Genomic DNA, 23,380 nt, shown 5'->3' on the forward strand with positions numbered 1-23,380 from the left:
GTATGTTCTTTTTTGAGTTTTTAACGCCCATGACCAAAATCAGTTTGTTCCAAAACCCATGGCACCGGACAATTTCATTTTGGCAATGTTTGGCCATTTAAAGATTCTCGGAAATCGTGTAAATGATGGTTCCATAAAAATCGACAACACATGTTATACCATTGGTTAGCCCCACCGTTTTTACTGGTGGCCCTTTTTAGTTGCCTTTCAGGTCATTCACAACAAATCTCCGGATTTGTGCTCAACAGTGAAGGTCAACCCATTGAAGCGGCTATGGTTCAACTCCATCCCACGGAAAGGTTCGCGATAAGCGATTCCCGGGGTCGTTTCGCCATCCCGTTTTCGGAAAGGGACAGCATATCCTATCTGGAGGTAACCCATATTACCTATCATACGGTGCATCTTGACTTATCGGCCCTTAAAGATTTGTCGCCCCTCAGGATAAAAATGACCGATGCTGTGACCGATCTACGGGAAGTGACCTTAGTGCAACATCGTATCCTGGAGAAGGTGATCAATAATTCGCAGTCCATCATCTCGATTGATCGGGATTTTATCTCCCGAAACAGTTCAGGGACCTTTTCCGCAGCCCTGGCCACCCTTCCGGGACTCAATACCATGAACGTTGGGGTAGGGATTGCCAAACCCATGATCCGGGGAATGGGATTCAACAGAATCTTGGTCAACAACAGGGGCATAAAGCAAGAGGGACAGCAATGGGGGGCGGATCATGGACTGGAAATAGACCCATTTGATGTGGAACAGGTGGACGTCATCAAAGGTCCCGCTTCCTTGCTCTTTGGTTCCGATGGCCTGGGAGGTGTCATCAACATTAAGGAGAACGAACCCCTGGCAGAAAATGGGAATACCGTGGAATACCGCACCATGTACCAGTCCAATAACGGGGCCATATCCAATTCGTTGGAGTGGAAAGGCCGTCAGGAAAAATGGTTTTACAGTGTTAGGGCCACCCATCAGGATTATGGTGACTATACGGTGCCCTCCAATGAATTTACCTATGCAGGCTTCAACTTGCCCATATTTGACAACAGACTTAAAAATACGGCTGGTTCGGAATTGCATTTTAGCAGTTCGGTAGGCTATCGAACCAAAAACTTGAAATCGAGTTTGCGGTTCACCAGCTTCAACCAAAGAGCGGGCATTTTTACGGGAGCCATCGGTTTGCCCCGGGTCTATAACCTGCAGCACAATGGTGAGTTCAGGAATATTGATGTCCCACGACAAGAAAACCACCACCATATGCTTACGAGTAACACGACCCTCTCCTTGGGCAGGGATCGCTTGGAAGTGGATTTGGGTTACCAACGCAATATCCGGGAAGAACTGTCCTTTCCCGGAGCGCATGGGATAGCCCCGGAACTGGCCAATTCCAATTTGGCCCTAGGGCTTTATCTGGATACCTACACGGCCAATTTGCGGTATGAAATCAACCCGAAGCCCGACCATGAAATCCTCTTTGGGATGCAGTTACAATATATGGACAACCAAAACGACGGGTTCGAGTTTTTACTTCCCGTCTTCCAAAGTTTCCAAATGGGTCTCTTTCATTATCGGTTATGGGACCTCTCCTCAAAGTGGACCGTGAACGCAGGGATTCGTTACGACATGGGAACGCACGACATTGAACAGCACCTACAGCCTATTTATGACCGGGGCACCTTATTGCCCACGGGTGAATTCGATGAGCGTACCCCGGCATTTGATCGGCGGTTCAACAACCTTAGTGGGGCACTTGGAGCCACCTATAAAATGAACACAAAAAATCTCTGGAAACTTCATCTGGGCAATAGCTTTCGGTTTCCTACGGCCATAGAACTGTCCAGTAATGGGGTACACCATGGCAACTTTAGGCACGAAGTGGGCAATCCTGACCTGGGTATGGAAAGGGGTTATCAGGCCGATGTTACCTACTTGCACCGATCAAAGGGCCTGTCCCTTGAAGTCTCCGCATTTTTCGGGTACTACACCGATTATATTTATTTATCCCCAACTGGTACCTTTTCGCCTTTGGCCTCGGGGGGCACCCTATGGCAATACCGCCAGGAGGATGCCCTGTTCAATGGTTTTGAGATTACGGGCAGCTACTACCTTCCTTTTGGATTGAAGGTAGATCTGGGCATCGATTTTGTCCAAAACCTAAATCTGGACAGTAGCTTGCCATTGCCACTTACCCCTCCACCTTCCGTGCAACTGGGTCTGGAATACGGGGTTTTGCCCAATTCAAAGACTGTGAACAATGGTTACCTATTTGTTCTGGGCCGCTACAATTTTGAACAGAACCAAACGGATAGGAATGAAAGGACCACACCGGACAGCTTTATCCTTAATGCCGGTTTGGGCTTTTCGACAAGGCTGTTTGGTCAAAATTCGAAATTCAGGCTAAGCGCCAATAACCTTTTGGACACCGCCTATTTTAACCATATAAGTCGGTACCGATTGCTCAATTTACCCGAACAGGGACGGAACATCGTACTATCCGTGCAGATACCTATATCCCTTTAAAAAGAAGAATGAACCTAATTATAAATGAAAAAATGAAGATTAAAAACAATGTTGAATTTAATATCCATAACAAATGAGAAAACACCTATGTATCCCATTAAGCTTTTTAGTCCTGTTCTCCTCTTGTCTCGGAGAGGATGACGAGGACGCGGTAGATTTGGAGGCTCCCATTATTTCAGCCAATGCGGGAGGGAACATCCAACCGGAATATTTTTACAATACTTCCCCGGATAATGGACAAATTCCCGTGGCATTTGTAGTACAGGATGCTACCGGCATCCAGGAAGTCCTAATGGAAGCGCACAGTGGTTTTGATGGCCACACCCATGGAAAGTCGATTTCGGCTCGCAATCCAAAATTTAAACTGTTCAACCATAACCATGTGATCCGTGCAGAAAGCATGGAAAATCCCAAAAGGTTTACCTATAGTTCGAACATTTATTTGGATGAGCGCAATCCGGAGATTGAAGAGGATGAGCTATTTCTCGCCGGGCCTTATCATTTTTCCATCCAGGCCACGGACGCAGAGGGCAACCAGACCACGTATGGGGACGATACCATTTACCATACTACGGTATACATCAACAAACCCTACGCCCCTCAGGCAGAAATAACTACCCTGAATATTGCGGAAGGCAGCATTTCCGGACGTATTTATAGGAACATGGATCATGCGGCCTCCTCTGATATCACCTTCCTGTGGATCTATGTCCAGGAACCGAACACAGAGCATCCAGATCAGGAGGGGGAGATCCTTGAGGAACGGCTTTGGGGGCAATCCAATTGGCCACACCAGTTCCGTCCCAATCAGGGTGATGAGCTACCCAATGCCCAAGAGCTGGATATGGCACAGCTTTTTGCGAACGATCAGGATTTTTTCGAAGTACTACAGGGGAACAAACTCGTTGTTTGGGCCGAGGACACCAATGGAAATATTTCAGTAACCCAATTTAATAATTAAGTAAAAATGAACAACATGAAACAATCAATTTTTAAACTATCCCTCTTTTTTTTGGCTATGGCCAGTTTTATAGCTTGTAGCGATGACGACTCTGCACCCATTGTCGATGATGACCCGGTTTCTTTTGCGGAGCTCGAAGACGAATGGGTGCGGCTTACCTTACTTCAGGAAGATAAGATCGAAACGATGCAAGCCGCGAGTGAAGAAATTATTGGCTTTGTGGACACGGGCCTACCTCAAGGCTCGCGTTACTACAGTAGCAACTCAGGTAGGTACCTCACCGTAATCAATACAGGTGCCAACGAAACGAGGTTTTTTGACACTGGTGTGGTCAACCATGTAGATCACGGTCACCAAAATCAGGTGCGCTGGTTAGATTTGACCCTGCAAACCTCTGTCCCTGTACACTATACAAGCGTGAACGGAAATATAGTAATCTTCAATGATGGAGACGGCTCTATTACCTATGTGGAGGAAGAACAACTGGAATTGCCTGCTTACACGCCAATGACCATGCGATTAGAAAATACAGTGGGACACCATGGCGTAGGAATCAGATTGGACAGTGGCAAATTTGCCGTAACATTCCAAAGTGATACGGCTCCTGACGACGAGCGTTTACCCCAGATGGTTAAATATGTGACCAGTGATGGCACTGTCATCGATGATAACGGGGGTGTAGTGGTAGGAAGAATCCACGGCAGTGCCAATAATGGCAGCTACGGGGCCTTTGGTTCTACCGATGGCGTCATAGTTGTAGACAATCAAGACAATATTGATCTGATACCCAATAGTGACGATAGCCTTCGAAATGAAAGGGGCTTTTGGATTGGTACGTTAAAAAGTCATGAAAATAGTGAATTGTTTTATGGTAGGGCAAGTAATCTTGGCATTTACACTATAAATCCCGAACAGAAGAGCATGTCCCTTTTGTATGAAGGAGGAAATGTGGAAAATGATATGTTCAGCTTTAATGGGGAGTTTTATTTACTGCATACGGATGACGGCAGAATCAGGGTTTATGATGCTAATACGAGCGACCTGATTACTGAAAGAGTGGTAGAGATGGCCGATATTCCCGATTCTCCTATCACCACTGCCAAATCTGCAAACTCAGAAATGGCTCAGTTACAACAAGAGCAGGAGCAAGAAAGCCCTGTGCTAATCTGCTCCGATAAGTTTCTTTATGTATTGGCACCGAACCGAACGCAGATCAAAGTACTTGAGATTGATGAGCTTAAACATGTGCACACCATTGAGTTGGATACGCCTGTGCAAAGTATTGTGAAGAACGGTTTTTCCATAGAAGGGGAGCAACACGGAGACCACAATCACTGATAACCTACCCATCCAGAGCATAAAAAAATCGGCCTGGGCGCTAAGTTGCCCAGGCCGATTTTGTAGTATCCATGCTTGGTTCCCTTGATTCGATCGTGATTAAATTAACGTGGTTTCGACGTATGGTATTTGGTTCCAAGTAAAAATTGGTTTGCTTATGGTATTTCCAATTTTTTTTGAGAGCCCAGCTGTATAACATTGAGCAATCGAATTAATTGTTGTACGTTTACAACAGTTATGGACAACAACAATAGGATTCGTTATGACAAAAGTACCTCAATAGGAATGTTGACGGGTTCTATTTTTGGTTTGTTGAAAAAAGAGTTGCAACGTCAGTTCGATATCAGAAATGTCCCAATAAAAGTGGAATTGTTCCCAATAATCAATAGACTTTTCATACAGGATGCCGTACCGCAGCAGACCATTGCGGAATGGTTCGGTTACGATAGGCCAAAAACTTCCCGCGTACTAGATGAACTGGAAGATTCCGGTCTTGTCCAACGAAGGAACGATCCTGATAGCAGACGAACAAAACTTATCTGTCTTTCCAATTTTACAAAAGAGAGCAGACCCATTATCATCAATGCACTGGAAGAGGCCTTTGAAATTGCTTACAAAGGTTTTACCAAAGACGAGATAGACGATCTTATCAAAAAACTGCAAATGATCAAACGCAATCTAGAACATTAAAAATTTTAAACAAAGTGTTGTAAAAAACAACAGTTGTAATATGAAACATTATAATTACAGGAACATATTTTAAAATCAACATCATATGAAAACACGAATGAATTACAACAAATTTAAGCCCAAAACGGTAAATGAAGAAGCTTTGTCCACTGGTCTAGAGCTCTACAATCGGCTCAACCAAGGTGCCCAAACGGGTGAATGGGACCCCTTCTTGGAACTCTTACATGAAGATTTGACCTGGTTCGCTCCAGTGGACGGATTTCAAGGCCTTCATAGGGACAGGGCTTCCATGGAAAAATTGTTCAAGCACCATGCTGGAGTAACCAGGACAACATGGGAATTGAAGAACATCATTGCCAATGGGAATGAAGTGGGTTTCGAGTGCTGGACGCACGGAACCATAGAAGGGAAGTCCTATGGCAATCAGTTGTTAATGCTCTTTGTTATTGAAAATGGAAAGGCAAGGCATATAAGGGAATATGCTGGGTATATCAACGGTGTCGGAGATTTCGTGGGAATTGGAAACGCCAACGACGGTGAAGATGCCCATGATTACAAAAAGGAATAGGAAGTCCAGTCGTAAATTGACACTTCAAAACAACGGTTTGGTCAATACGCCAGACCGTTTTTTCATTATTGGGTTGTTCTTCGATCAAACATTTCAGGGGACTTAAAAACTTCTTGTGATGGACTTTGCTTTACTTCTTTCCGAAAAATATTTGGTGCTTAATAAGGCCCATAAATACTTCCCCATACAAATGGTACACCACTAAATCCAGTTGGCGATTGGATGTTAAAAAACGTGTTATCATTTAAAAACATAGCCTATTCTTAGGTCAAAAAAATCAGCAACATGTCGATGTGCCTTTAGGTTAAAACCGGCAAATAAACGCTTGTTAAAACTATAGGTAAGTCCATAACGCTGATACACATCGTCCGTTGTGCGAAACTGATTGAAATAATAGATTCCCAATTGCTGGCTAAACGTTATTCTTCCCAACCAAAATTCATGGCCCACCAATAGTGCTGCTTGAGGAAATGCGGCATCGGCGTCCTCCAACTTAATTTGCTCCCTTCTTGAAAAGTCCACTGCCCATTCGGTTCCAATGGTAAGGGCACTCCGGCCGCCTACCCACCGGCTATAGTTTCCCGAAAACCCAAAAACGTAAAATCTATCCCGCTCCCCAACCGTGGCATTGCTTAGACCCGAAAAATGTACAAGGGACAACCGTGTCCTATCCTCTGGGGGCTTTCGCTTGGAAATCCTTGGAAGGTTTGGATAGGTAATCGGCACAAGACTGGTGTTGACCCCAATACTCAAAGTGGGAAAATTGAGGCCTTTGTTGGGCGAGCTGACACCCCCATTGGAGATATGGCTATATTTGGCCGCCAACCGAAAATTCAGTTTATCGGTAATTCGGTAATTGAGCCCCGCCCCCAATACAATGGAAAAAGCAAGGGCGGTACTATACGACTGATTTCTTGGATTGGTCACCTCATCAAAAGGATTGGTCAAATAGGCGCCGCCCAAACCCATCCGAACAAATAAATTGGTTCGTTTTTGGGTGAGGAAATACGGTTCCAGATAGGCCAAGGGAACTATGCCACTTCCCAAAACCTCAGCATTATCCCAATTCCAATACGCAAGGCTGACCCCAATTCTTGGATAACAATTACAAAACTCCCATGACTTTCTGGTGAGTAGTAGTTTACTGACATCCAATCGGATACCGAGTGGGTAGGAATCATCTATTTGGCGAAGTGATTCCGAGTGTTTGAGTAAAAAACCATAATCAGCACTAATGCCGAGCAATACAGGTTTACTTTCCACAAAAGTGGTATCTTTTTGAGCATACAACCTAGGGCCTAAGCAAAGAAAAGCGAATAGGATTACCGTAAGATTTTTCACCGTTAAAAAATACTACTTAAGCATCAAAATTTGCACCAATTGTGGTAGCTCGCACCACATTTTGTCTTGTGTTATTGTTAAATTTTAGAAAAGAAGGTGTAAAAAGGCAACCACGGACCGTATTTTCCACTCGACAACGAATTACAATTAATCCCTTTCCCTAAAAAAGTAAGCCCATTTTCCAAAGACTCGTGCGCAGTGTTTAGATTTGGCATACCAATACTGCGTTTGGAACCTTGATGTCCTAAAACCTATGGAAAATAAAAAACAACTTTTTGTCATTGCATTTGCCCTGTTTTCCCTGTTTTTTGGTGCCGGTAACCTTATCTTGCCCCCCCAACTTGGGTTTAAGGCGGACCATATGTGGATTTGGGTAACCCTTGGTTTTACCCTTTCTGCCGTTGCCATCCCCATTTTGGGTATTCTTGCGCATGCCCGATTGCAAGGCACATTGTTTGATATTGCCAAAGGGGTCTCCCCAACATTTAGCTTGGTCTATTGCTATTTAATTTATGCCATTTCCATAAGCTTGCCCTCACCCAGAACGGCATCCGTTACCCATGAAATGGCCATTGTTCCCATTTTTGAGACTTCCCCATGGTTGACCAGCTTTGTCTATTTTGCCCTTGTGCTTCTTTTTGTTCTGAACCGCTCCAAAATCCTAAACCTCATCGGAAAGTTTTTGACTCCGGGCATATTGCTCATTCTTTTGGCAATCATTGTTACCGCCATTATGGGATTTGACTTTTCCTTTGGGGAATCGGAGTTTCCAAACCCTTTTACCCACGGTATTTTGGAAGGTTACCAAACTTTTGATGCCATTGGTGCCGTAGTCGTGGGCGGGGTAATCATTATTTCGGTAAACCTAAAACACAAGGAATTGGATTTTGACCAAAAAAAACAATTGATCGGTAGGGCCGGTATATACGCCGGTTTAGGGCTTTTTTTGGTCTATGCCGGTCTAATTCTTACCGGAGCATTGATGGCCGATGAATTTGGAAAGCACATTTCCCGGACAGAACTTTTGACCGGCATTAGCTTAACCACACTGGGAAATGCGGCCACCTTATTTTTAAGTGTCCTGGTAAGCCTGGCCTGCTTTACCACTGCGGTTGGTATTGTAACCGGAACGGCCGATTTTGTAAAGGGCCGGTTCAACGATTCCCAGCGAGCCTATGTATTTACTGCAATTATTGGATGTCTTTTGGGTGTGGTGATGGGACAGTTCAATGTAGGGTACATTATCGCAGTTGCACTTCCTGCATTAATGTTCATGTATCCAGTGACCATAGTGCTCATTTTCTTAAATCTACTTCCCAAAAAATGGGCCTCCAAAAAGGTTTTTCAATGGGTGGTTGCAGTAACATTGGTTTTTAGCATCCCCGATTTCTTGGGAAGTGTGGGCTTGGGAGGGTCGCTGTCCCATTTGACCCAGTGGATTCCTTTGAGCGGCTTTCATATGGGTTGGGTGCTTCCTGCACTAGGTGCTTTCTGCATGGTTCGCCTCCTTGAGAAGGGTCAAATGTGACCCAAAAGCTTTTTTAGCCAACCCGCGCGTTCCTGGCTCACGATAACGGTCTCATGGTATTGGGGTTTTAGTTCCACCACCAATTGGCCTGCTCTGCCCGGTTTTATTTTTGAAACGGAACCAATGTTCGTTAAAAGTTGCCGATTTAATCGAACGAATTGATTTGGGTCAACAAGGGTTTGCAAATGGTTCAAAGAGGTATTGATCGAAAACTGGGAACCTTCATAGGTTTTGGCAAAAACAATTTCACTTCTAAAGAAATAGGCAATGTCATCAATATGAAACGGCAATAGTTCTTTCCCTGACTTCAACAAGAAACGATCTTTCCTGTTTATTGAAATGTCGTTTTGAAAATGGTGTTTCAATTCAATGCTTTTCGCCATCCAATCGTTGAGGTACTTCTCCCTTGTTCTGAAAAACTTGGTCAACGCCTGGTTGACCTCCTTTACCGTCAAAGGTTTGAGCAAATAGTCAATTCCCGTGGTCTTAAAGGCACGTATGGCGTACTCATCATAGGCAGTTGTAAAAATAATAGGCGCCTCAAGGCCCGTTTTTTCCATAATGTCAAAGGAAATACCATCGGATAAATGGATATCCATAAATACCAGGTCAGGATGGGCATTTTCCTTTAACCACCCAACAGTTGCTTCCACACTTGGCAAACATGCATCCACTACAATCCCAAAGCCGGACAATTCCAAAAGGTTCTCCAAATGTTTCTGTGCCTTAGGTTCATCCTCAATAATGATGATGTTAGCTTTCATGGTCCATTGCAATTAAAGGAACCTTTACGCAAAAACAATCTTCCTTCTTTTCCACCACTACTTTGGATTCGGTTAAAAGGTCGTACCTGGCCAGGATATTTTGTAATCCGCTTTTTGTGCTGTGTTCCACCTTTTTAGGGTTTAGATTGTTGGAGAGGGTCAGGTACCCTTCACTGGACAAAAGTTGTAAAACAATCCTATTTTCAGCATCAATTTGATTGTGCTTGATGACGTTCTCCACCAACTCGTGCAGCACCAAAGGCGGAACATGTTTCCCTTTCAAATGGTCCTTCTCCACCCTGTCCTCCAATTGAAATGCGTTGCCAAAACGCTCTTTTAGCACTTCTAGATATTGCATGGTCACCTTGTACTCTTCCCTTACGGGAATAAGGTCCTCTTTGGAATGTTTTAAAATATGGCGATAGATATTGGACACATTTTTCAGAACCTTTTTGGCCATATCGGGATTTTCATCCACCAAATAGTAAATGGTATTGAAATTATTGAACAAAAAATGAGGGTCCAGCTGGTTACGAAGGGTCTGAAGGTTTGCTTTTACAATTCCCGTTTTGTAGGCTTCATTCCTAAGGAGTGCCCGATAATAGGAATCTTTCCAGGTCACCAGCCAGAGGATAAGTCCAAAAATCAGGGAAAGGATCAACCCGATTAAAAGGGCCGAGATCATATGCGGTAATAATGGAGGCTCACTACCCAATACGTAGTGATCCAACCATTTAAAAAAGTAGAACAATACGGAATATACCAAGGTTCCCACAAAAACAGGGACAACAAAAGTCAGGGCGTCCTTAGCCAATGGGACACCACCAACATTCCACTTTACTAATCCCAGCTGTGTGAACCGGATACTTTCCAAACAAACAAAGGCCATGAATACCAGCAAGCTATTCATCAAAATATTAAACCCCGGCGGCTCCCTAAACTGGGAAAAAATCCATACCATCAAAAACAGAATTGACGATACCGCCAAGGCAATTGAAAGCCTTGCATACCATTTTAGTTGCTGCTCCTCCATAAGGGGTACATTAGCTCATATCTGGATTAAATGTAGCCATTCGTTGGTATTTAAAGTTCGCATTTTTCTGGGAAAGCCACGTTTTTCGAGGCTTTGTCCTACTGAAATTAGGGTTTGTACATGCCATTTGGGTTTTCATCCCCGTAATTTTGGGTTTCGTGAAATCGGCAACGCCAATCCCTGTTTGGACGTCTACCTTTGGAGGCAAAGGATTATCAATGTTACTGCGCTTTTTATCCCTATTGCTCTTTACAAATGTGATGATTGCACAATCGGACACTTCCCTTATGGACAACATTTTTCAAGTGGACAGTTTGGGGGATGAAAAATTTGTTGGATTCATCAAGGAGGTCAGTCAAGACACACAATTTGTTTTCATAGGCGAACAACACGGTATTAAAGAGGTGGGCATTTTTACCAATGTCATTTTTGACCTTGTCCATAACGATGGTTTCCGTACGCTCTGTATTGAAACGGATGCCTTGGCCGCTAGGAAGATCCAACAAATGGCCTCATCAAAAGAACCCCTGAAATTGGCCAATGCGCTTTATCAAAAATTCCCTTTGGCCATACCTTTTTACAATAATGCATCGGATTACGACCTATTTACCAATGTGGTTTCCAAAGGCGGAACCATTTGGGGGATTGACCAAACATTTATGGCCCAATTCCGGTTGAATTTGGATCATCTTTCAAAAAACACGACCAACCCTGCGTTAAAAAAAATGACGGATGAACTGAAGGACAAGGCAAAAATAGCTTTCAAGGAATCGTTTACAAGCAAGTCTTTCGGCGATATGTTCATGTATTCCTATACGGATGCACTCCATGAGAGTTTGCTTGCCACCCGTCCTAACCCCAGGGAAGCCGAGATTTTGTACCAATTAAAAAAAACCAGGGAAATCTATGGGCACTTTGCTTCCAAACGCTATTACTGGAACAACGAAGTTCGGGGGCAATTGATGAAATCCAACTTCAATACGTATTACAAGGAAGCCCTTAAAACCGATCCAACACCTAAGGTTGTTCTTAAACTTGGGGCCACCCACGCCACCAGGGGACTAAGCATGACCAACATTTATGACGTCTCCAATTACCTATCGGAACTTGCCATTTTCAACAATATGCGGTCCCTGCATTTTATGGTGGCCGGAATGAATGGAACGGTCCTGGAAGGCAATCCCTTTGTTGAAAATCCCGTACGCAAGTTTGACAACACCGAACAATTGCCCAAGGAATTACAGGAGCTAGCGGTTGACTTTGACAAAAAATTTACCGTTGTTCACTTGGAACCCCTTCGTGAAAAGTCCTATGGAAGCCTTTTTTCCGAAAGCCTCAAAACATTCATTTTCAATTTTGATGTTCTGGTCCTGGTAAATAATGCGGAAGCACTGGAACCGTTTCAGAAAAACAGTGGGACGGAATGATCCATTCCAAAATGTTTTAGTGTTCATTGTCGTATGAGCCATTTGCAGCTTTGTTTTTAGGTAATTTTGAATACCGGGGGATACAAACTCTCGGCAGCTAGGGGAATAGATTCAAAAATCTCATTTTCAAAGCATTCAATCATCCTGTTTTACGGTATCTTCAATGTGGGACCGCTAATAAATTTACATCATGGTAAGGGCTCTTATTCTATTCTTTATTATCACTTCATGCTCAACAGTGGATACCAGACTTTTGGCGGATGGCGTGACCAAGGTGCCACAGGAAAAAAACTATTTTGATGAAAACTTCAGAAAAAGATTTAAAGTAAAGCCTCCTCAGGGAGTCGATTTGAAATCTGTCTATGTGCAAGAATATTACCAAGACTATGACGGAAAATTGTGGAAACGAGAAATCGATGAATTTAAAAGCTGTATTCGATTTTACGGGAATGGAAACGTAAACATTTTTATTGTCCCAGGAGATTATACAGGAGATTTAGACCCAAAAATCAGTGGATATAGAGGGGTGTCCTACACTGAAAAGGGAGACTTTTTTATTGGTGTCATTTCACCAATAAACCCTTGGTATAAAATGGGTAAAAAAACCAATAAAATAAAGGTGGTGGCAGATACACTTTTTGTTCACAGTTACAATAAAGCAATACGAAAGTTTGAAAAATCCAAACACATTTATTTAAGAAAACCATTGTTGGAAAAAAACCTTCAATACCAAGCTGACTGGTAGAATAGTAAAGAATGAAAAAATAACATAACGGCCATTTATTCAGAGTCCCTTCGTTTTTTATTGTAGTTATAAATTATATAGGCAATAATAACCAAAACCACAAAGGGCAAATACGACCCAATGACCACGCCTATTTCGTAAGCACTGTCAGGGGCTTCCTCCATCTTTTTTTCAATATTGGGTTGTTGTATAAAAAACATTATTGCATTCATTGGTGAAAATTTAGATTTCTCACACTCCCACAGGTCGGTTCGAAATGACGCCTGTAACCCCCAACGAACAACCATTTACTATCAACCATTAACTATTCATCAATTCCTCGATTTCCTCAACTTCAATCGGGATGTTTTTCATCAAGTTAAACGGCTCCCCCGTTTTCTGGATGACCACATCGTCCTCCAAGCGAATGCCAAAGCCTTCATCCGGAATATAGATGCCCGGTTCCACGGTAAATACCATATTGGGTTTCATTGGAGTTTTCAATGCGCCATAATCATGGGTGTCCAATCCAATATGATGGCTGGTCCCATGCATAAAATACTTTTTGTAGGCGGGCCAATCCTTCTTTTCGTTTTGAACATCGGCTTTATCCAATAGACCCAGACCCAATAATTCCGAGGTCATAATTTTGCCCACTTCCTTGTGATATTCTGCCCAAATGGTTCCGGGCACCAATAATTGGGTGGCTTCATTTTTTACCCGAAGTACGGCGCTGTACACTTCTTTCTGTCTGTCGGTAAATCGTCCATTGGCCGGGATGGTACGGGTCATGTCACTGGAATAATTGGCATACTCCGCCCCTACGTCCATCAAAATCAAATCGCCATCCTTCACCTGTTGGTTGTTCTCAATGTAGTGCAACACATTGGCATTGTTCCCCCCTGCAATGATTGGCGTATAGGCAAAGCCCCTGGAGCGATTTCGAACGAACTCGTGCAAGTACTCCGCTTCCATTTCATATTCCCAAACCCCGGGTTTGGTAAACCCTAAAATCCTTCGGAACCCCTTTTCGGTGATATTGCAGGCTTCCTGCATCACTGCAATTTCCTCCGGTTCCTTTACCCCACGAATTTGTTGCAGGATCGGATTGCTCTTAGCCCATTGGTGCGCGGGAAAATCTTTCTTGCATTTTTCAATAAAACGGTCCTCCCGTGTTTGGGTTTCCACGGCCTGGCGATAATGCTCATTGGTATTGAAATAAACGGTATCGGCTTCCGTCATCAGATCAAAAAAGACCTTGTCAAAATCAGTTAACCAATACACGGTTTCAATTCCCGAAACCCCAGTAGCTTGTTCCTTGGTCAATTTGGCCCCTTCCCAAACAGCAATATGTGCATTGGTCTCCCGTACAAAAAGGATTTCACGGTGCTTTTTATCCATGGCATCTGGAAACAATACCAAAATGGTCTCTTCCTGATCTGCTCCGCTCAGATAAAATATGTCCCGATGTTGTTTAAAAGGTAAGGTACTATCCGCACTTACAGGATAAATATCGTTTGAATTAAAGACCGCAATACTTTTGGGCCTCATTTGATCGATAAACTTTTTACGGTTCTTTATAAAAAGTTGGTTGCTGATTTGTTTGTATTTCATTGGATTGGTATTTCAGTCAAATGGGTTTACTGTCCTATTCCGTAAATGTAAGAACTGTTTTTTCATCCTGCCCAGAACACAATGAAAATTCAAACTAATCTTATCCTTAAAAATGATGTATCGGGCATTCCAAGATTTCGGGTTTCGATCTCTTCGGGTCGGAAGGGATGAAAACCAATCTCCTCCGGTAGGGTCTTTCAAAAACCCATGCCCATGAACTTCTCACAACAAACGGCCAAGTGGGAACCTTAGTTCTTCCCGTTTAAACTCCAATTGTAGGGTAAGTATTTGATTTTGGTAGCAACCGTGAGAGGGGTGCTTAAATACCCGTTGATGTATTCCAAAAGTGTTCCGTTATCGGTAAAATCGCCTTTATACCATTTAAATATTTCGGACAGTTTGGCCTCATTGGCACGAAACTGATTGCGGGTCGGATCATTTATAAAACCTTTGGTGGCGGCCTCCAATTGACGTTCCATTGCCGAAGCCGTAAATGCCCTATTGACCAATTTGGGACAGGAGTATGAAGCACAATTAATGGCAAAATGAATTCTAGGTTCATCCATTTTACGAAGTACTTTGTGCTCTATATGGCCCAAAGAAACCAAATCGTTCCCAATCTTAACAATATCCTTCCCCCAGGGCTTTTTAATGTCCTTGATACTGTTGGTGGGGTAATTGTCCAGAATCAACTTCACTGTGGCCGCATTGTATAAATTGATGTAATAGGCCAACTTCTCGTCCTTGGACCAAGCCGTGGCCGGGCTATTTTGGGCAAGTGCGTCCAAGTAAGCATTAAGTTTTGCAGCACTGTTCCTAAAACCTTTATAATTCACATTGCCCGCATCATCCACATATTTTTGGAGCAATTCATCCCAAGCACTGTGGGATGGGGCTTTGCTCTGTACACCTTCTTTCCCTAGTTCCACAACAGTGTTTTTGTGGGACAAGGGTACGTTTTCCATTAGGGTTAGGGTACTTTCAACCTTCCTGGGGTCATCATGCGTGTTCCTGGGTATGTTGTTTGTATGTGAAATAAAAATAAGAAGGCTATAAACCAGTGTTGTTAATTTCATGCTCACTACTATTGGGGGTTTTCCTATATGCTTTGACGTAAAAATGAAATACGGATTACATGGATTTCAGAATTCCTGTTTTCCTTATAAAAATTTCTGCTTAGCTATTGTAAAGCCCTATCAAAGAAAGCATAAAAAAAGGAGCCAAAAGGCTCCTTTTAAGTCTCACTTTTTCGCAATAGTTTGTTGGTTATTGCATCGCTAACGTCCTATGAATGAGAACGACTTTTAAAGCTTGGCTCTAAAAGCGCAATAAATAAACTATTTAATAACCATTTTTACAAGATTTTAACAAATTTATTTCGTTTTTCTCAGTTTCTGTGATAATTCGCACAATTTGTCCTGTTGCTTCCTTCTTCATACCTTCCAAATCCAAACTTAAATGGTCCTTTAATGAAACTTTTCTTTGTTTTTCTCCTATCCGCCGGCATCTGTTTTGCCCAGTCCACACCAACATCTAAAGAATCCATAATTGAGGCACTGCAACAAAAGTCGCAGATGGCCAAAAACTCTTTGGTCAAAAACCTCCCTTTACAAAATATTGGTCCTGCCGTAATGAGTGGCCGTGTGGTGGATTTGGACGTCAATCCCATGGATCCCACAGAATTTTATGTGGCCTATGCCTCCGGCGGTCTTTGGCTGACCAAGGATAATGGAATCTCTTTTACCCCATTACTGGATAACAGTGATACCCAAAACATTGGAGACATTGCAGTGGATTGGAAAAGCAATACCATATGGGTAGGAACAGGGGAAAACAATGCTTCCCGTTCGAGTTATGCAGGAATTGGGATTTTAAAATCCGCCGATAACGGAAAAAATTGGGAAAATATGGGCTTGCACGATTCCCAGCATATTGGTAGAATACTGGTTAATCCCAATAATCCAAATGAAGTGGTCGTTGGGGCTTCCGGACGGCTCTATTCCACAAATGGGGAACGTGGCATTTATAAAACCGCTGATGGTGGACAAACCTGGAAAAAAACACTTTTCATAAACGATGAAACAGGCATTATTGATGTAGCGCATGCCCCCAATAATTTCAACATCCAATACGCTGCAGCTTGGCAAAAGGATAGAAAGGCATGGAACTTTTTGGGAAATGGCGAAGGTTCCGGCATTTACAAAAGCACTGATGGTGGGGAAAGCTGGACCTTGATCAGCACGGTGAACAGTGGTTTCCCTACCGGGGAAGGCGTAGGTAGAATAGGTTTGGCCGTTTTTGATGATACAACAGTTTATGCCGTACTTGACAATCAGGGCCGTAGGCTTCCAAAAAAGGAAAAAGAAACCCGTAAGGATGACCTGACCAAGGAAGATTTTAAAACCATGTCCATTGAAACCTTCCTGGCCCTGGAAAATAAAAAACTGAATGCTTTTTTAAAGACGAACAATTTTCAGGAGAAATATCGTGCTGAGAATGTAAAGAACATGGTACGCGATGGTGCTGTTGCGCCCATTGATTTGGCCACGTATTTGGAAAATGCCAATTCCCAATTATTCGATACTCCCGTAATTGGTGCCGAGGTCTATAGAAGTGATGATGCTGGGAAAACGTGGAAAAAAATGAACGAGGATTACATAGATGATCTGTTTTATAGCTATGGTTACTACTTTGCGCAGATTAGGGTGGACCCTTCAGACAAGGACAAAATCTATCTGGCCGGAGTTCCTTTACTGCTTTCCGAGGATGGGGGAAACACCTTTACTTCCATTGGCAAGGAAAATGTCCATGTGGACCACCACTCCCTTTGGATCAATCCCAAAAAACCGGGGCACCTGATCAATGGGAATGATGGCGGGGTGAACATTACCTATAATGACGGTGCGGTCTGGATGAAAAACAACTCTCCCAATGTAGGTCAGTTTTATGCCATCAATGTAGATAATAAAGAACCTTATAATGTCTATGGAGGATTGCAGGACAATGGGGTTTGGATGGGAGCCCACAACAGCACGAACAATAACGCATGGCATGGAACCGGAAAGAACCCTTGGCAACGGATATTGGGGGGCGATGGAATGCAGGTCCAAATCGATAGCAGAAATGCCAATACCGTCTACACGGGTTTTCAATTTGGGAATTACTTCCGTTTGGATCTGGCCACCAAAAAGAATACCCGGATACAGCCCAAACATGAGTTGGGGGAAGCCCCTTATCGCTTCAACTGGCAAACCCCGATCCTCTTGTCCAGCCACAATCAGGACATTCTCTATTTGGGGGGAAACAAATTGCACCGATCCATGAATCAAGGTGATGACTGGGAAACCATTTCCAAGGATCTAACGCAAGGGGGCAAAAAAGGCAACGTGGCCTATGGCACCCTAACCACCATTTCGGAATCCCCGTTTCAGTTTGGATTGTTGTATGTTGGGAGCGACGATGGATTGCTGCATATTTCCAAAAATGGCGGAGGAAGTTGGGAGAACATTTCCGGTGCCTTTCCCAAAGACCTATGGGTCAGCGAGGTGGTCGCCAGTGCCCACAAAAAAGAACGGGTTTACGCCACATTAAACGGATATCGCTGGGATGATTTCACGACCTACGTGTACCTTAGTGAGGACTATGGAAAAACCTGGAAAGCCATTTCAAAGGGAATTCCAATTTCCCCCGTAAATGCCCTGGTTGAAGATCCAAGCAATCAGGACCTCTTGTTTGTTGGCACGGACAACGGACTTTATGTTTCCTTTAATAGGGGTGAATCTTGGGAGTTGTTCCAAAATGGAATGCCCAATGTTGCGGTTCATGATCTGGTCATACAACCGAAAGCCAAGCATTTGTTGGTGGGTACGCACGGACGCAGTATTTACAAGGCAGACATCCGTTCCCTGCAACAAATGACCACGGAAGCCCTTTCAAAACCCTTGGCGGTCTTTGAAGTTGGGGACATAAAACATTCCAAAGGATGGGGCAATAGTTGGAGTACTTGGGTAGAACCCAACATCCCAGGTCTGGATATTGCCTTTTATACGTCCAAGGCCGGAAATACTTCCGCTTCCATCAAAACCGTGGATGGAATTGAAGTGGGCTCAACCGAGTTGACTGCGGATAAGGGTCTGAACCTATTGTCCTATGATGTTGCCTTTAGCAAAGAAGGCAAAAAGGCTTTTTTGAGAAAGAATAAGACCAAGTTGACAGCGGCAAAAAATGGAAAGACCTATTTGCCCAAAGGTGAATACATCATCGAACTTTCTGGCAACGGAGCCACCGAAAAAGTGGAATTTAAAATTGAATAATGCAACTTACCCTTACCATTCCGGCCTTATTATTTCCCGCGGTCTCCTTGACCATGCTTGCCTACAACGCACGTTATTTGGCCATTGCGGCATTGATTCGGCAGTTACACAAGCAATTTGAGGAAACGCAGGACAGTCCTTTAAAGCGTCAAATAGAATCGCTTCGAAAACGTCTCAATATCATTAAGAACATGCAGGCCACTGCCATAGGAAGCTTTTTATTGGCTGCAATTTCCATGTTTTTAATCTATGTGGAAATGAATGTCTTCGCCAACATCATTTTTGGAATTAGTTTGATTTTATTAATGATGTCCCTGGTCCTGTCCCTTATTGAAGTGCAGTTATCCACCAAGGCCCTTGGTATTCAGCTAAAAAAGATGGAAAGCTAGGCGGTATTGTCCGGACTTAATTTAAACTTAATGCCCTTATGACCATTGTATGGGCGTTGAGTAGTATTTTTAACGAATCAATCCTAAACTGAATACCATGAAAAAAGCTGTTTTTTTTATTGCGGCCACATTATTCTTTGTCTCAAATCATTTATTTGCACAAACAGAAAAAGGAAGAACCCTAATCGCCATTTCCTCTGCCTTGGGCAACAATGGAGGAGATACCGGTCTATCTTTTTCCAGTTCAAAAATCAAGGCCGATGATTTTGAGTCGGATGGCACCAATAGTTTTAGCTTTAACCTATCCCCGAGACTTGGTTATTTCATCACGAACGATTTGGCCGTAGGTTTAGAACTGACCTATTCGTTCTTACGTTTTGAAAATCCAGGATTTCAAGGCTTTGGTAGTAGTGAAACCAAAATCAATCAATATACTGGTGGTCCATTTATCCGCTATTATTTTAAGGGTGAAAAAATAAGACCGATCATTGAGGGCGGGTTATCCTTTGGAAGGAGCACCAATACTGATGAAGGAGCGAATCCGGTTGATGGTGGGGATTTGGAATTTAGTTCAAATCTATTTTCATTTGGTGGCGGTGCAGGATTAGCGGTTTCCTTGGGAGATCATGTCAGTTTTGATGCACTATTGGTTTATTTAAATTCCCAGGTTAAGCCCACGGATAACAATGACAGCAACTTACGTTCCATAGTGAGTGCTTTTAGTCTAAGGCTTGGCTTTTCCATTTATCTGGGGAAATCGACCAAACAACGTGTGGATGACCAATAGGGGTTAAGGGGCCACAAACCGATTCTTTTTGGAAAAAACCTTACACCACTGGCAAAAAGGGAGTATTTCTTACTCTGCAAAATTGTATTGTGAACAGGTAAAATAAGATTTTTCCTTACCATGGCCTTACCAATTCTTACTGTAAAATTTTAGAATTATTGTTACTTTTAAAGCTCCAACTCAACTAATACTTTTTGTCATGAAAAGGGTAAAAGATATTCCCTTTTTTAAAAATATCAAGGAGATAAGGGAATATCAATTTGGTACATTCTACTTTTTTGATGGCCTCGTCATTTCCGAAATCAATGAGGGAATAACCTTCGGGTGGGATATGGCGCAAAAGGCAATCAATGCTGCCAGGGAGGTATTTGGTGAAGATATGCCCATTGCCTACATCTCCAATAGGGTAAACGCCTACCATGTAGTTCCCACGGACTGGTCAAAGTTTTACAAAAATCGGAACCAACTTGTCTTTTATTCGGTCGTGGGAAATACCAAAGGCAGTTTTGCCAGTCTTGTTATGGAACGGATGTTCTTCAAAAACTCCATCAAAAAATTTACCGATTTGGAAAAGGCCATTGAGTGGAGCCTTAAGAAGAGTGAAATGCACCATAAAAAAACGGCGGCAAAACGCAACAATTATCTTCCCACATGAAATAAGGCATCACCTTGATTTACCACGGCCTGGTGATTGATACAGATGACATGGCCATCAAACGGGGCTTTTATTTTTTTGTGTTTTTTGGCATAGGTGTCCGTTACCATACCCAATAACTGTCCCTTTTTCATTCGTTTTCCATTCTTGATTTCCGGTATGAACATCCCTGCCCAGGGCGCTCGCAACCATTTTCGGTATTCCAATGAAATGGATTGGATTTGTTCGGGTTTGTCCGACAACATCTCCAATCCGAACAGTACATTTTTAATCCCCTTGATGCCAATCTCAATGGCACTTTCATCAAAACGCATGCTTTCCCCAGCTTCATACACGGCAATGGGTTTCCCGAGTTTATGGGCAGCCTTTCTGAACGAACCTGAAATAAGGTTGGAAGCGAAAGCGAACGGGGCATTGAACAGCATGGCCAACTTTAAACTCATTTCATCCCCTTCGGTATAGCGCATTTGGGGAAAATTATGGCGCTGGCCCCCACCCGTATGCAGATCCAATCCAAAATCGATTTGAGGTAAAATCTCCTGAGTATAATGATAGGCAATCCTACTGGCCAGTGATCCCGTTTTGGTGCCGGGAAAGCTTCGGTTTACATCTTTACCGTCCGGAACATCCCGTGAAAAATGGATGAAGCCAAAAACATTTAGGATGGGGACTACAATTGCCGCTCCCTTACTAATGTTTAAATCCCTATTTTCCAGCATTCGGCGTAGGGTCTCCACGCCATTGATCTCATCCCCGTGGAGCCCTGCCTGTAGCAATACCGTTGGTCCTTTCTTTTTGGCGTTGAATACATGAACAGGGATATCGATTAAGGTTCCGGTGGGCAATCGGGCAATTTCTATCCTGAGCAGTTTGTTTTGCCCGGGCGCAACGGAGTCCCCATTGATGGTTATGGTCCTATTTTCTTCTTCGAAATGCATTCCTTTCCACAAATTGAACAATATGTTTGGCGACATTGACCCCACTGGCCCCCTCAATTCCCTTAAGTCCAGGGGACGCATTGACCTCGATTAAAACAGGGCCCTTTTTTGACCGCATTAAGTCTACCCCGGCAACACCCAATCCCAAGTATCTGGCAGCATCCAATGCAATATGTTGTTCCTTTTTGGTAATCTGGGCGACCTCCGTGTCCCCCCCTCTATGTACATTGGAACGAAATTCGTCCAGATCACTCTTCCGTTTCATTGCGGCAACCACCTTATTGCCCACAACAATGATCCGAATGTCTTCACCATTGGCCTCTTCAATATATTGTTGTAGCAGTATACTGGTATCCATTTTGTAAAAGGTATCTATAATGGACTTGGCCGATTTTTTACTTTCCGCCAAAATTACACCAAGGCCTTGGGTACCCTCCTGAAGTTTGATCACCACGGGAGGACCGCCCAATAATCGAATCTGGTCTTCAATGTTGTTGGGATTTATGGAGAACAGGGTCTCCGGTATGGGAATTCCCTTTCGCGCCATAATCTGGAGGGTGCGTACTTTGTTTCTGGCCCTTGTAATTCCCAACGAACGGGCCGTACTAAAAACCCCGTTCATTTCAAATTGCTTTACAATGGCGGAACCATGTTTGGTGACCTTGGCCCCTATTCTGGGAATAACGGCATCAAATTCATGGGTAATATCCTCTTCCCCAATAAAAATCTTGGGCTTTCCCTCTCCAAGTTTTACGGAACACTTGGTATGGTCTATCAATTCCACATAATGACCCAGTTGCTGAGCCTCTTGGACTATTCTTCTTGTAGAATGCACATTAAGGCTTACAGAGAGGATAGCAATATTCATTCGCCGGTTACCCATTAAGTTAGGCTTCAATATCGGTCAAAAAATAGAGTTAATGAAAGACTTCAAGAATTAAAATGCGCCAAGAACAAAAAAAATGTCTAAGCTTTCCCCCAATATTTTGTAAAAATCCACCGCAACGTCAAACGCTTTCAAATCTTGCTTATAACGCTTCTAAATAAGGTTGGGTGATTGTTAGAAACTTGTTAAAAACTTGACCTTGCCGTAAATTTGTAGAAAACCTTAAACTAATGAGCGGACTTATAAAATCTTCGCTGGCCCGAAAATATGTGATGGCACTTTCGGGTCTTTTTTTGGTCATATTTTTAGTGCTCCACGTAACCATCAACCTGGCCTCGGTGATTTCTCCCGATTTTTTTAATGAAGCTTCCCATTTTATGGGTTACAATCCTTTGGTGCAGTTTCTTATGCAGCCCATCCTTATCGCCGGAGTGATCGTACACTTTGTGATGGGTTTTGTGCTGGAAATCCAAAACAAAAGGGCAAGGGGCATCAGTTACGTAAAGTTCCAGGGAAGTGCAAATGCACCTTGGGTATCCCGAAATATGATCTATAGCGGTCTGGTTGTTCTCGCCTTTTTAGGACTGCATTTTTACGATTTCTGGATCCATGAAATGGCGTACAAATATGTAGAGGTCAATCCAGAAGATCCCACTCGTTATTATGCGGAGACCGTGGAAAAATTTGCCCCGATCTGGAGGACCGTACTCTATGTGATATCCTTTGTGCTTTTAAGTTTGCACTTATGGCACGGATTTGCATCCTCTTTCCAGTCCATGGGCGTAAACAACAAATACACCCCCGGTATCAAAAAATTTGCTCAGGCTTTTGCCGTGGTGGTTCCCTTAGCTTTTGCCTTTATCGCTATTTACCACCATCTTAACCCAATAACACATTAGAA

Annotated in this window: 21 protein-coding genes; 13 read left to right on the forward strand and 8 right to left on the reverse strand. The window is 43.2% G+C overall.

The genetic code is table 11. The annotated features are described in order from the left end of the window. The first annotated feature begins 150 nt into the window (after nucleotides 1-150). From L0P88_RS09300 to L0P88_RS09320, 5 genes are all read left to right on the forward strand, one after another. Nucleotides 151-2,523, forward strand: a complete 2,373-nt coding sequence (locus L0P88_RS09300; RefSeq protein WP_247134315.1) for a TonB-dependent receptor — start codon at nucleotides 151-153, stop codon at nucleotides 2,521-2,523. A 73-nt stretch (nucleotides 2,524-2,596) separates the two neighbouring features. After that, the gene (locus tag L0P88_RS09305; RefSeq protein ID WP_247134316.1) at nucleotides 2,597-3,484 is read left to right on the forward strand and encodes a DUF4625 domain-containing protein; all 888 of its coding nucleotides are present in this window, start codon (nucleotides 2,597-2,599) and stop codon (nucleotides 3,482-3,484) included. 15 nt (nucleotides 3,485-3,499) lie between these two features. After that, the gene (locus tag L0P88_RS09310; RefSeq protein WP_247134317.1) at nucleotides 3,500-4,822 is read left to right on the forward strand and encodes a hypothetical protein; all 1,323 of its coding nucleotides are present in this window, start codon (nucleotides 3,500-3,502) and stop codon (nucleotides 4,820-4,822) included. Between the two features lie 198 nt (nucleotides 4,823-5,020). Further along, the gene (locus L0P88_RS09315; RefSeq protein WP_247134318.1) at nucleotides 5,021-5,512 is read left to right on the forward strand and encodes a MarR family winged helix-turn-helix transcriptional regulator; all 492 of its coding nucleotides are present in this window, start codon (nucleotides 5,021-5,023) and stop codon (nucleotides 5,510-5,512) included. 85 nt (nucleotides 5,513-5,597) lie between these two features. Beyond that, complete coding sequence (locus L0P88_RS09320) at nucleotides 5,598-6,080, forward strand: nuclear transport factor 2 family protein (RefSeq protein WP_247134319.1); 483 nt, start codon at nucleotides 5,598-5,600, stop codon at nucleotides 6,078-6,080. Between the two features lie 240 nt (nucleotides 6,081-6,320). Here L0P88_RS09320 and L0P88_RS09325 read toward each other — a convergent pair whose 3' ends face one another. Then, the gene (locus tag L0P88_RS09325; protein WP_247134320.1) at nucleotides 6,321-7,343 is read right to left on the reverse strand and encodes an acyloxyacyl hydrolase; all 1,023 of its coding nucleotides are present in this window, start codon (nucleotides 7,341-7,343) and stop codon (nucleotides 6,321-6,323) included. 331 nt (nucleotides 7,344-7,674) lie between these two features. Between L0P88_RS09325 and brnQ the strand changes: the two genes are divergently transcribed. Then, a complete protein-coding gene (gene brnQ / locus L0P88_RS09330; protein ID WP_247134321.1) occupies nucleotides 7,675-8,949 on the forward strand; it encodes a branched-chain amino acid transport system II carrier protein in 1,275 nt (424 codons plus the stop codon). Here the strand turns inward: brnQ and L0P88_RS09335 are convergent. Continuing rightward, entirely contained in the window at nucleotides 8,940-9,713 is a 774-nt protein-coding gene (locus L0P88_RS09335; RefSeq protein WP_247134322.1) for a LytR/AlgR family response regulator transcription factor, read from the reverse strand. The two genes, brnQ and L0P88_RS09335, sit on opposite strands and share 10 nt — an antisense overlap. Next, nucleotides 9,703-10,623 (reverse strand): sensor histidine kinase, encoded by a 921-nt coding sequence (locus L0P88_RS09340; protein WP_247134323.1) that lies wholly within the window; start codon nucleotides 10,621-10,623, stop codon nucleotides 9,703-9,705. The genes L0P88_RS09335 and L0P88_RS09340 overlap by 11 nt, the downstream gene beginning before the upstream one ends. 341 nt (nucleotides 10,624-10,964) lie before the next feature. Here L0P88_RS09340 and L0P88_RS09345 point away from each other — a divergent pair, with 341 nt between their 5' ends. Together L0P88_RS09345 and L0P88_RS09350 are read left to right on the forward strand one after the other, a co-directional pair. Beyond that, complete coding sequence (locus L0P88_RS09345) at nucleotides 10,965-12,173, forward strand: hypothetical protein (protein WP_247134324.1); 1,209 nt, start codon at nucleotides 10,965-10,967, stop codon at nucleotides 12,171-12,173. 274 nt (nucleotides 12,174-12,447) lie between these two features. Then, nucleotides 12,448-12,918 (forward strand): hypothetical protein, encoded by a 471-nt coding sequence (locus tag L0P88_RS09350; protein WP_247134325.1) that lies wholly within the window; start codon nucleotides 12,448-12,450, stop codon nucleotides 12,916-12,918. A gap of 35 nt (nucleotides 12,919-12,953) precedes the next feature. On the opposite strand, the gene L0P88_RS09355 is transcribed toward L0P88_RS09350, so the two are convergent. The 3 genes from L0P88_RS09355 to L0P88_RS09365 all read right to left on the reverse strand — a co-directional run bounded on the left by L0P88_RS09355 (nucleotide 12,954) and on the right by L0P88_RS09365 (nucleotide 15,587). After that, complete coding sequence (locus L0P88_RS09355) at nucleotides 12,954-13,130, reverse strand: hypothetical protein (protein ID WP_247134326.1); 177 nt, start codon at nucleotides 13,128-13,130, stop codon at nucleotides 12,954-12,956. An 88-nt stretch (nucleotides 13,131-13,218) separates the two neighbouring features. Next, nucleotides 13,219-14,511, reverse strand: a complete 1,293-nt coding sequence (locus tag L0P88_RS09360) for an aminopeptidase P family protein (RefSeq protein WP_247134327.1) — start codon at nucleotides 14,509-14,511, stop codon at nucleotides 13,219-13,221. A 248-nt stretch (nucleotides 14,512-14,759) separates the two neighbouring features. Next, nucleotides 14,760-15,587, reverse strand: coding sequence for a DUF547 domain-containing protein (locus tag L0P88_RS09365; protein ID WP_247134328.1), 828 nt, complete (start codon nucleotides 15,585-15,587; stop codon nucleotides 14,760-14,762). Between the two features lie 393 nt (nucleotides 15,588-15,980). On the opposite strand from L0P88_RS09365, the gene L0P88_RS09370 reads away from it, so the two are divergent. From L0P88_RS09370 to L0P88_RS09385, 4 genes are all read left to right on the forward strand, one after another. Then, nucleotides 15,981-18,824, forward strand: coding sequence for a VPS10 domain-containing protein (locus tag L0P88_RS09370; RefSeq protein ID WP_247134329.1), 2,844 nt, complete (start codon nucleotides 15,981-15,983; stop codon nucleotides 18,822-18,824). Further along, on the forward strand, nucleotides 18,824-19,213 hold the full coding sequence (locus tag L0P88_RS09375) for a DUF2721 domain-containing protein (RefSeq protein WP_158776406.1): 390 nt from the start codon (nucleotides 18,824-18,826) through the stop codon (nucleotides 19,211-19,213). The genes L0P88_RS09370 and L0P88_RS09375 overlap by 1 nt, the downstream gene beginning before the upstream one ends. A 97-nt stretch (nucleotides 19,214-19,310) precedes the next feature. After that, nucleotides 19,311-20,000 carry an outer membrane beta-barrel protein gene (locus L0P88_RS09380; protein WP_247134330.1) on the forward strand — a complete coding sequence of 230 codons (690 nt, stop codon included), beginning with the start codon at nucleotides 19,311-19,313 and terminating at the stop codon, nucleotides 19,998-20,000. A gap of 199 nt (nucleotides 20,001-20,199) precedes the next feature. Beyond that, on the forward strand, nucleotides 20,200-20,655 hold the full coding sequence (locus L0P88_RS09385) for a hypothetical protein (protein WP_247134331.1): 456 nt from the start codon (nucleotides 20,200-20,202) through the stop codon (nucleotides 20,653-20,655). Here the strand turns inward: L0P88_RS09385 and L0P88_RS09390 are convergent. Together L0P88_RS09390 and L0P88_RS09395 are read right to left on the reverse strand one after the other, a co-directional pair. Next, a complete protein-coding gene (locus L0P88_RS09390; RefSeq protein WP_247134332.1) occupies nucleotides 20,640-21,593 on the reverse strand; it encodes a succinylglutamate desuccinylase/aspartoacylase family protein in 954 nt (317 codons plus the stop codon). The two genes, L0P88_RS09385 and L0P88_RS09390, sit on opposite strands and share 16 nt — an antisense overlap. Beyond that, nucleotides 21,571-22,461: a RimK family alpha-L-glutamate ligase gene (locus L0P88_RS09395; protein ID WP_247134333.1), complete on the reverse strand. Its 891-nt coding sequence runs from the start codon at nucleotides 22,459-22,461 to the stop codon at nucleotides 21,571-21,573. The genes L0P88_RS09390 and L0P88_RS09395 overlap by 23 nt, the downstream gene beginning before the upstream one ends. A 248-nt stretch (nucleotides 22,462-22,709) precedes the next feature. Here L0P88_RS09395 and L0P88_RS09400 point away from each other — a divergent pair, with 248 nt between their 5' ends. After that, a complete protein-coding gene (locus L0P88_RS09400) occupies nucleotides 22,710-23,378 on the forward strand; it encodes a succinate dehydrogenase cytochrome b subunit (RefSeq protein ID WP_158776401.1) in 669 nt (222 codons plus the stop codon). Nucleotides 23,379-23,380: the final 2 nt, after the last annotated feature.

The sequence above is a fragment of the Muricauda sp. SCSIO 64092 genome (genome assembly GCF_023016285.1).
GTDB lineage: Bacteria > Bacteroidota > Bacteroidia > Flavobacteriales > Flavobacteriaceae > Croceivirga.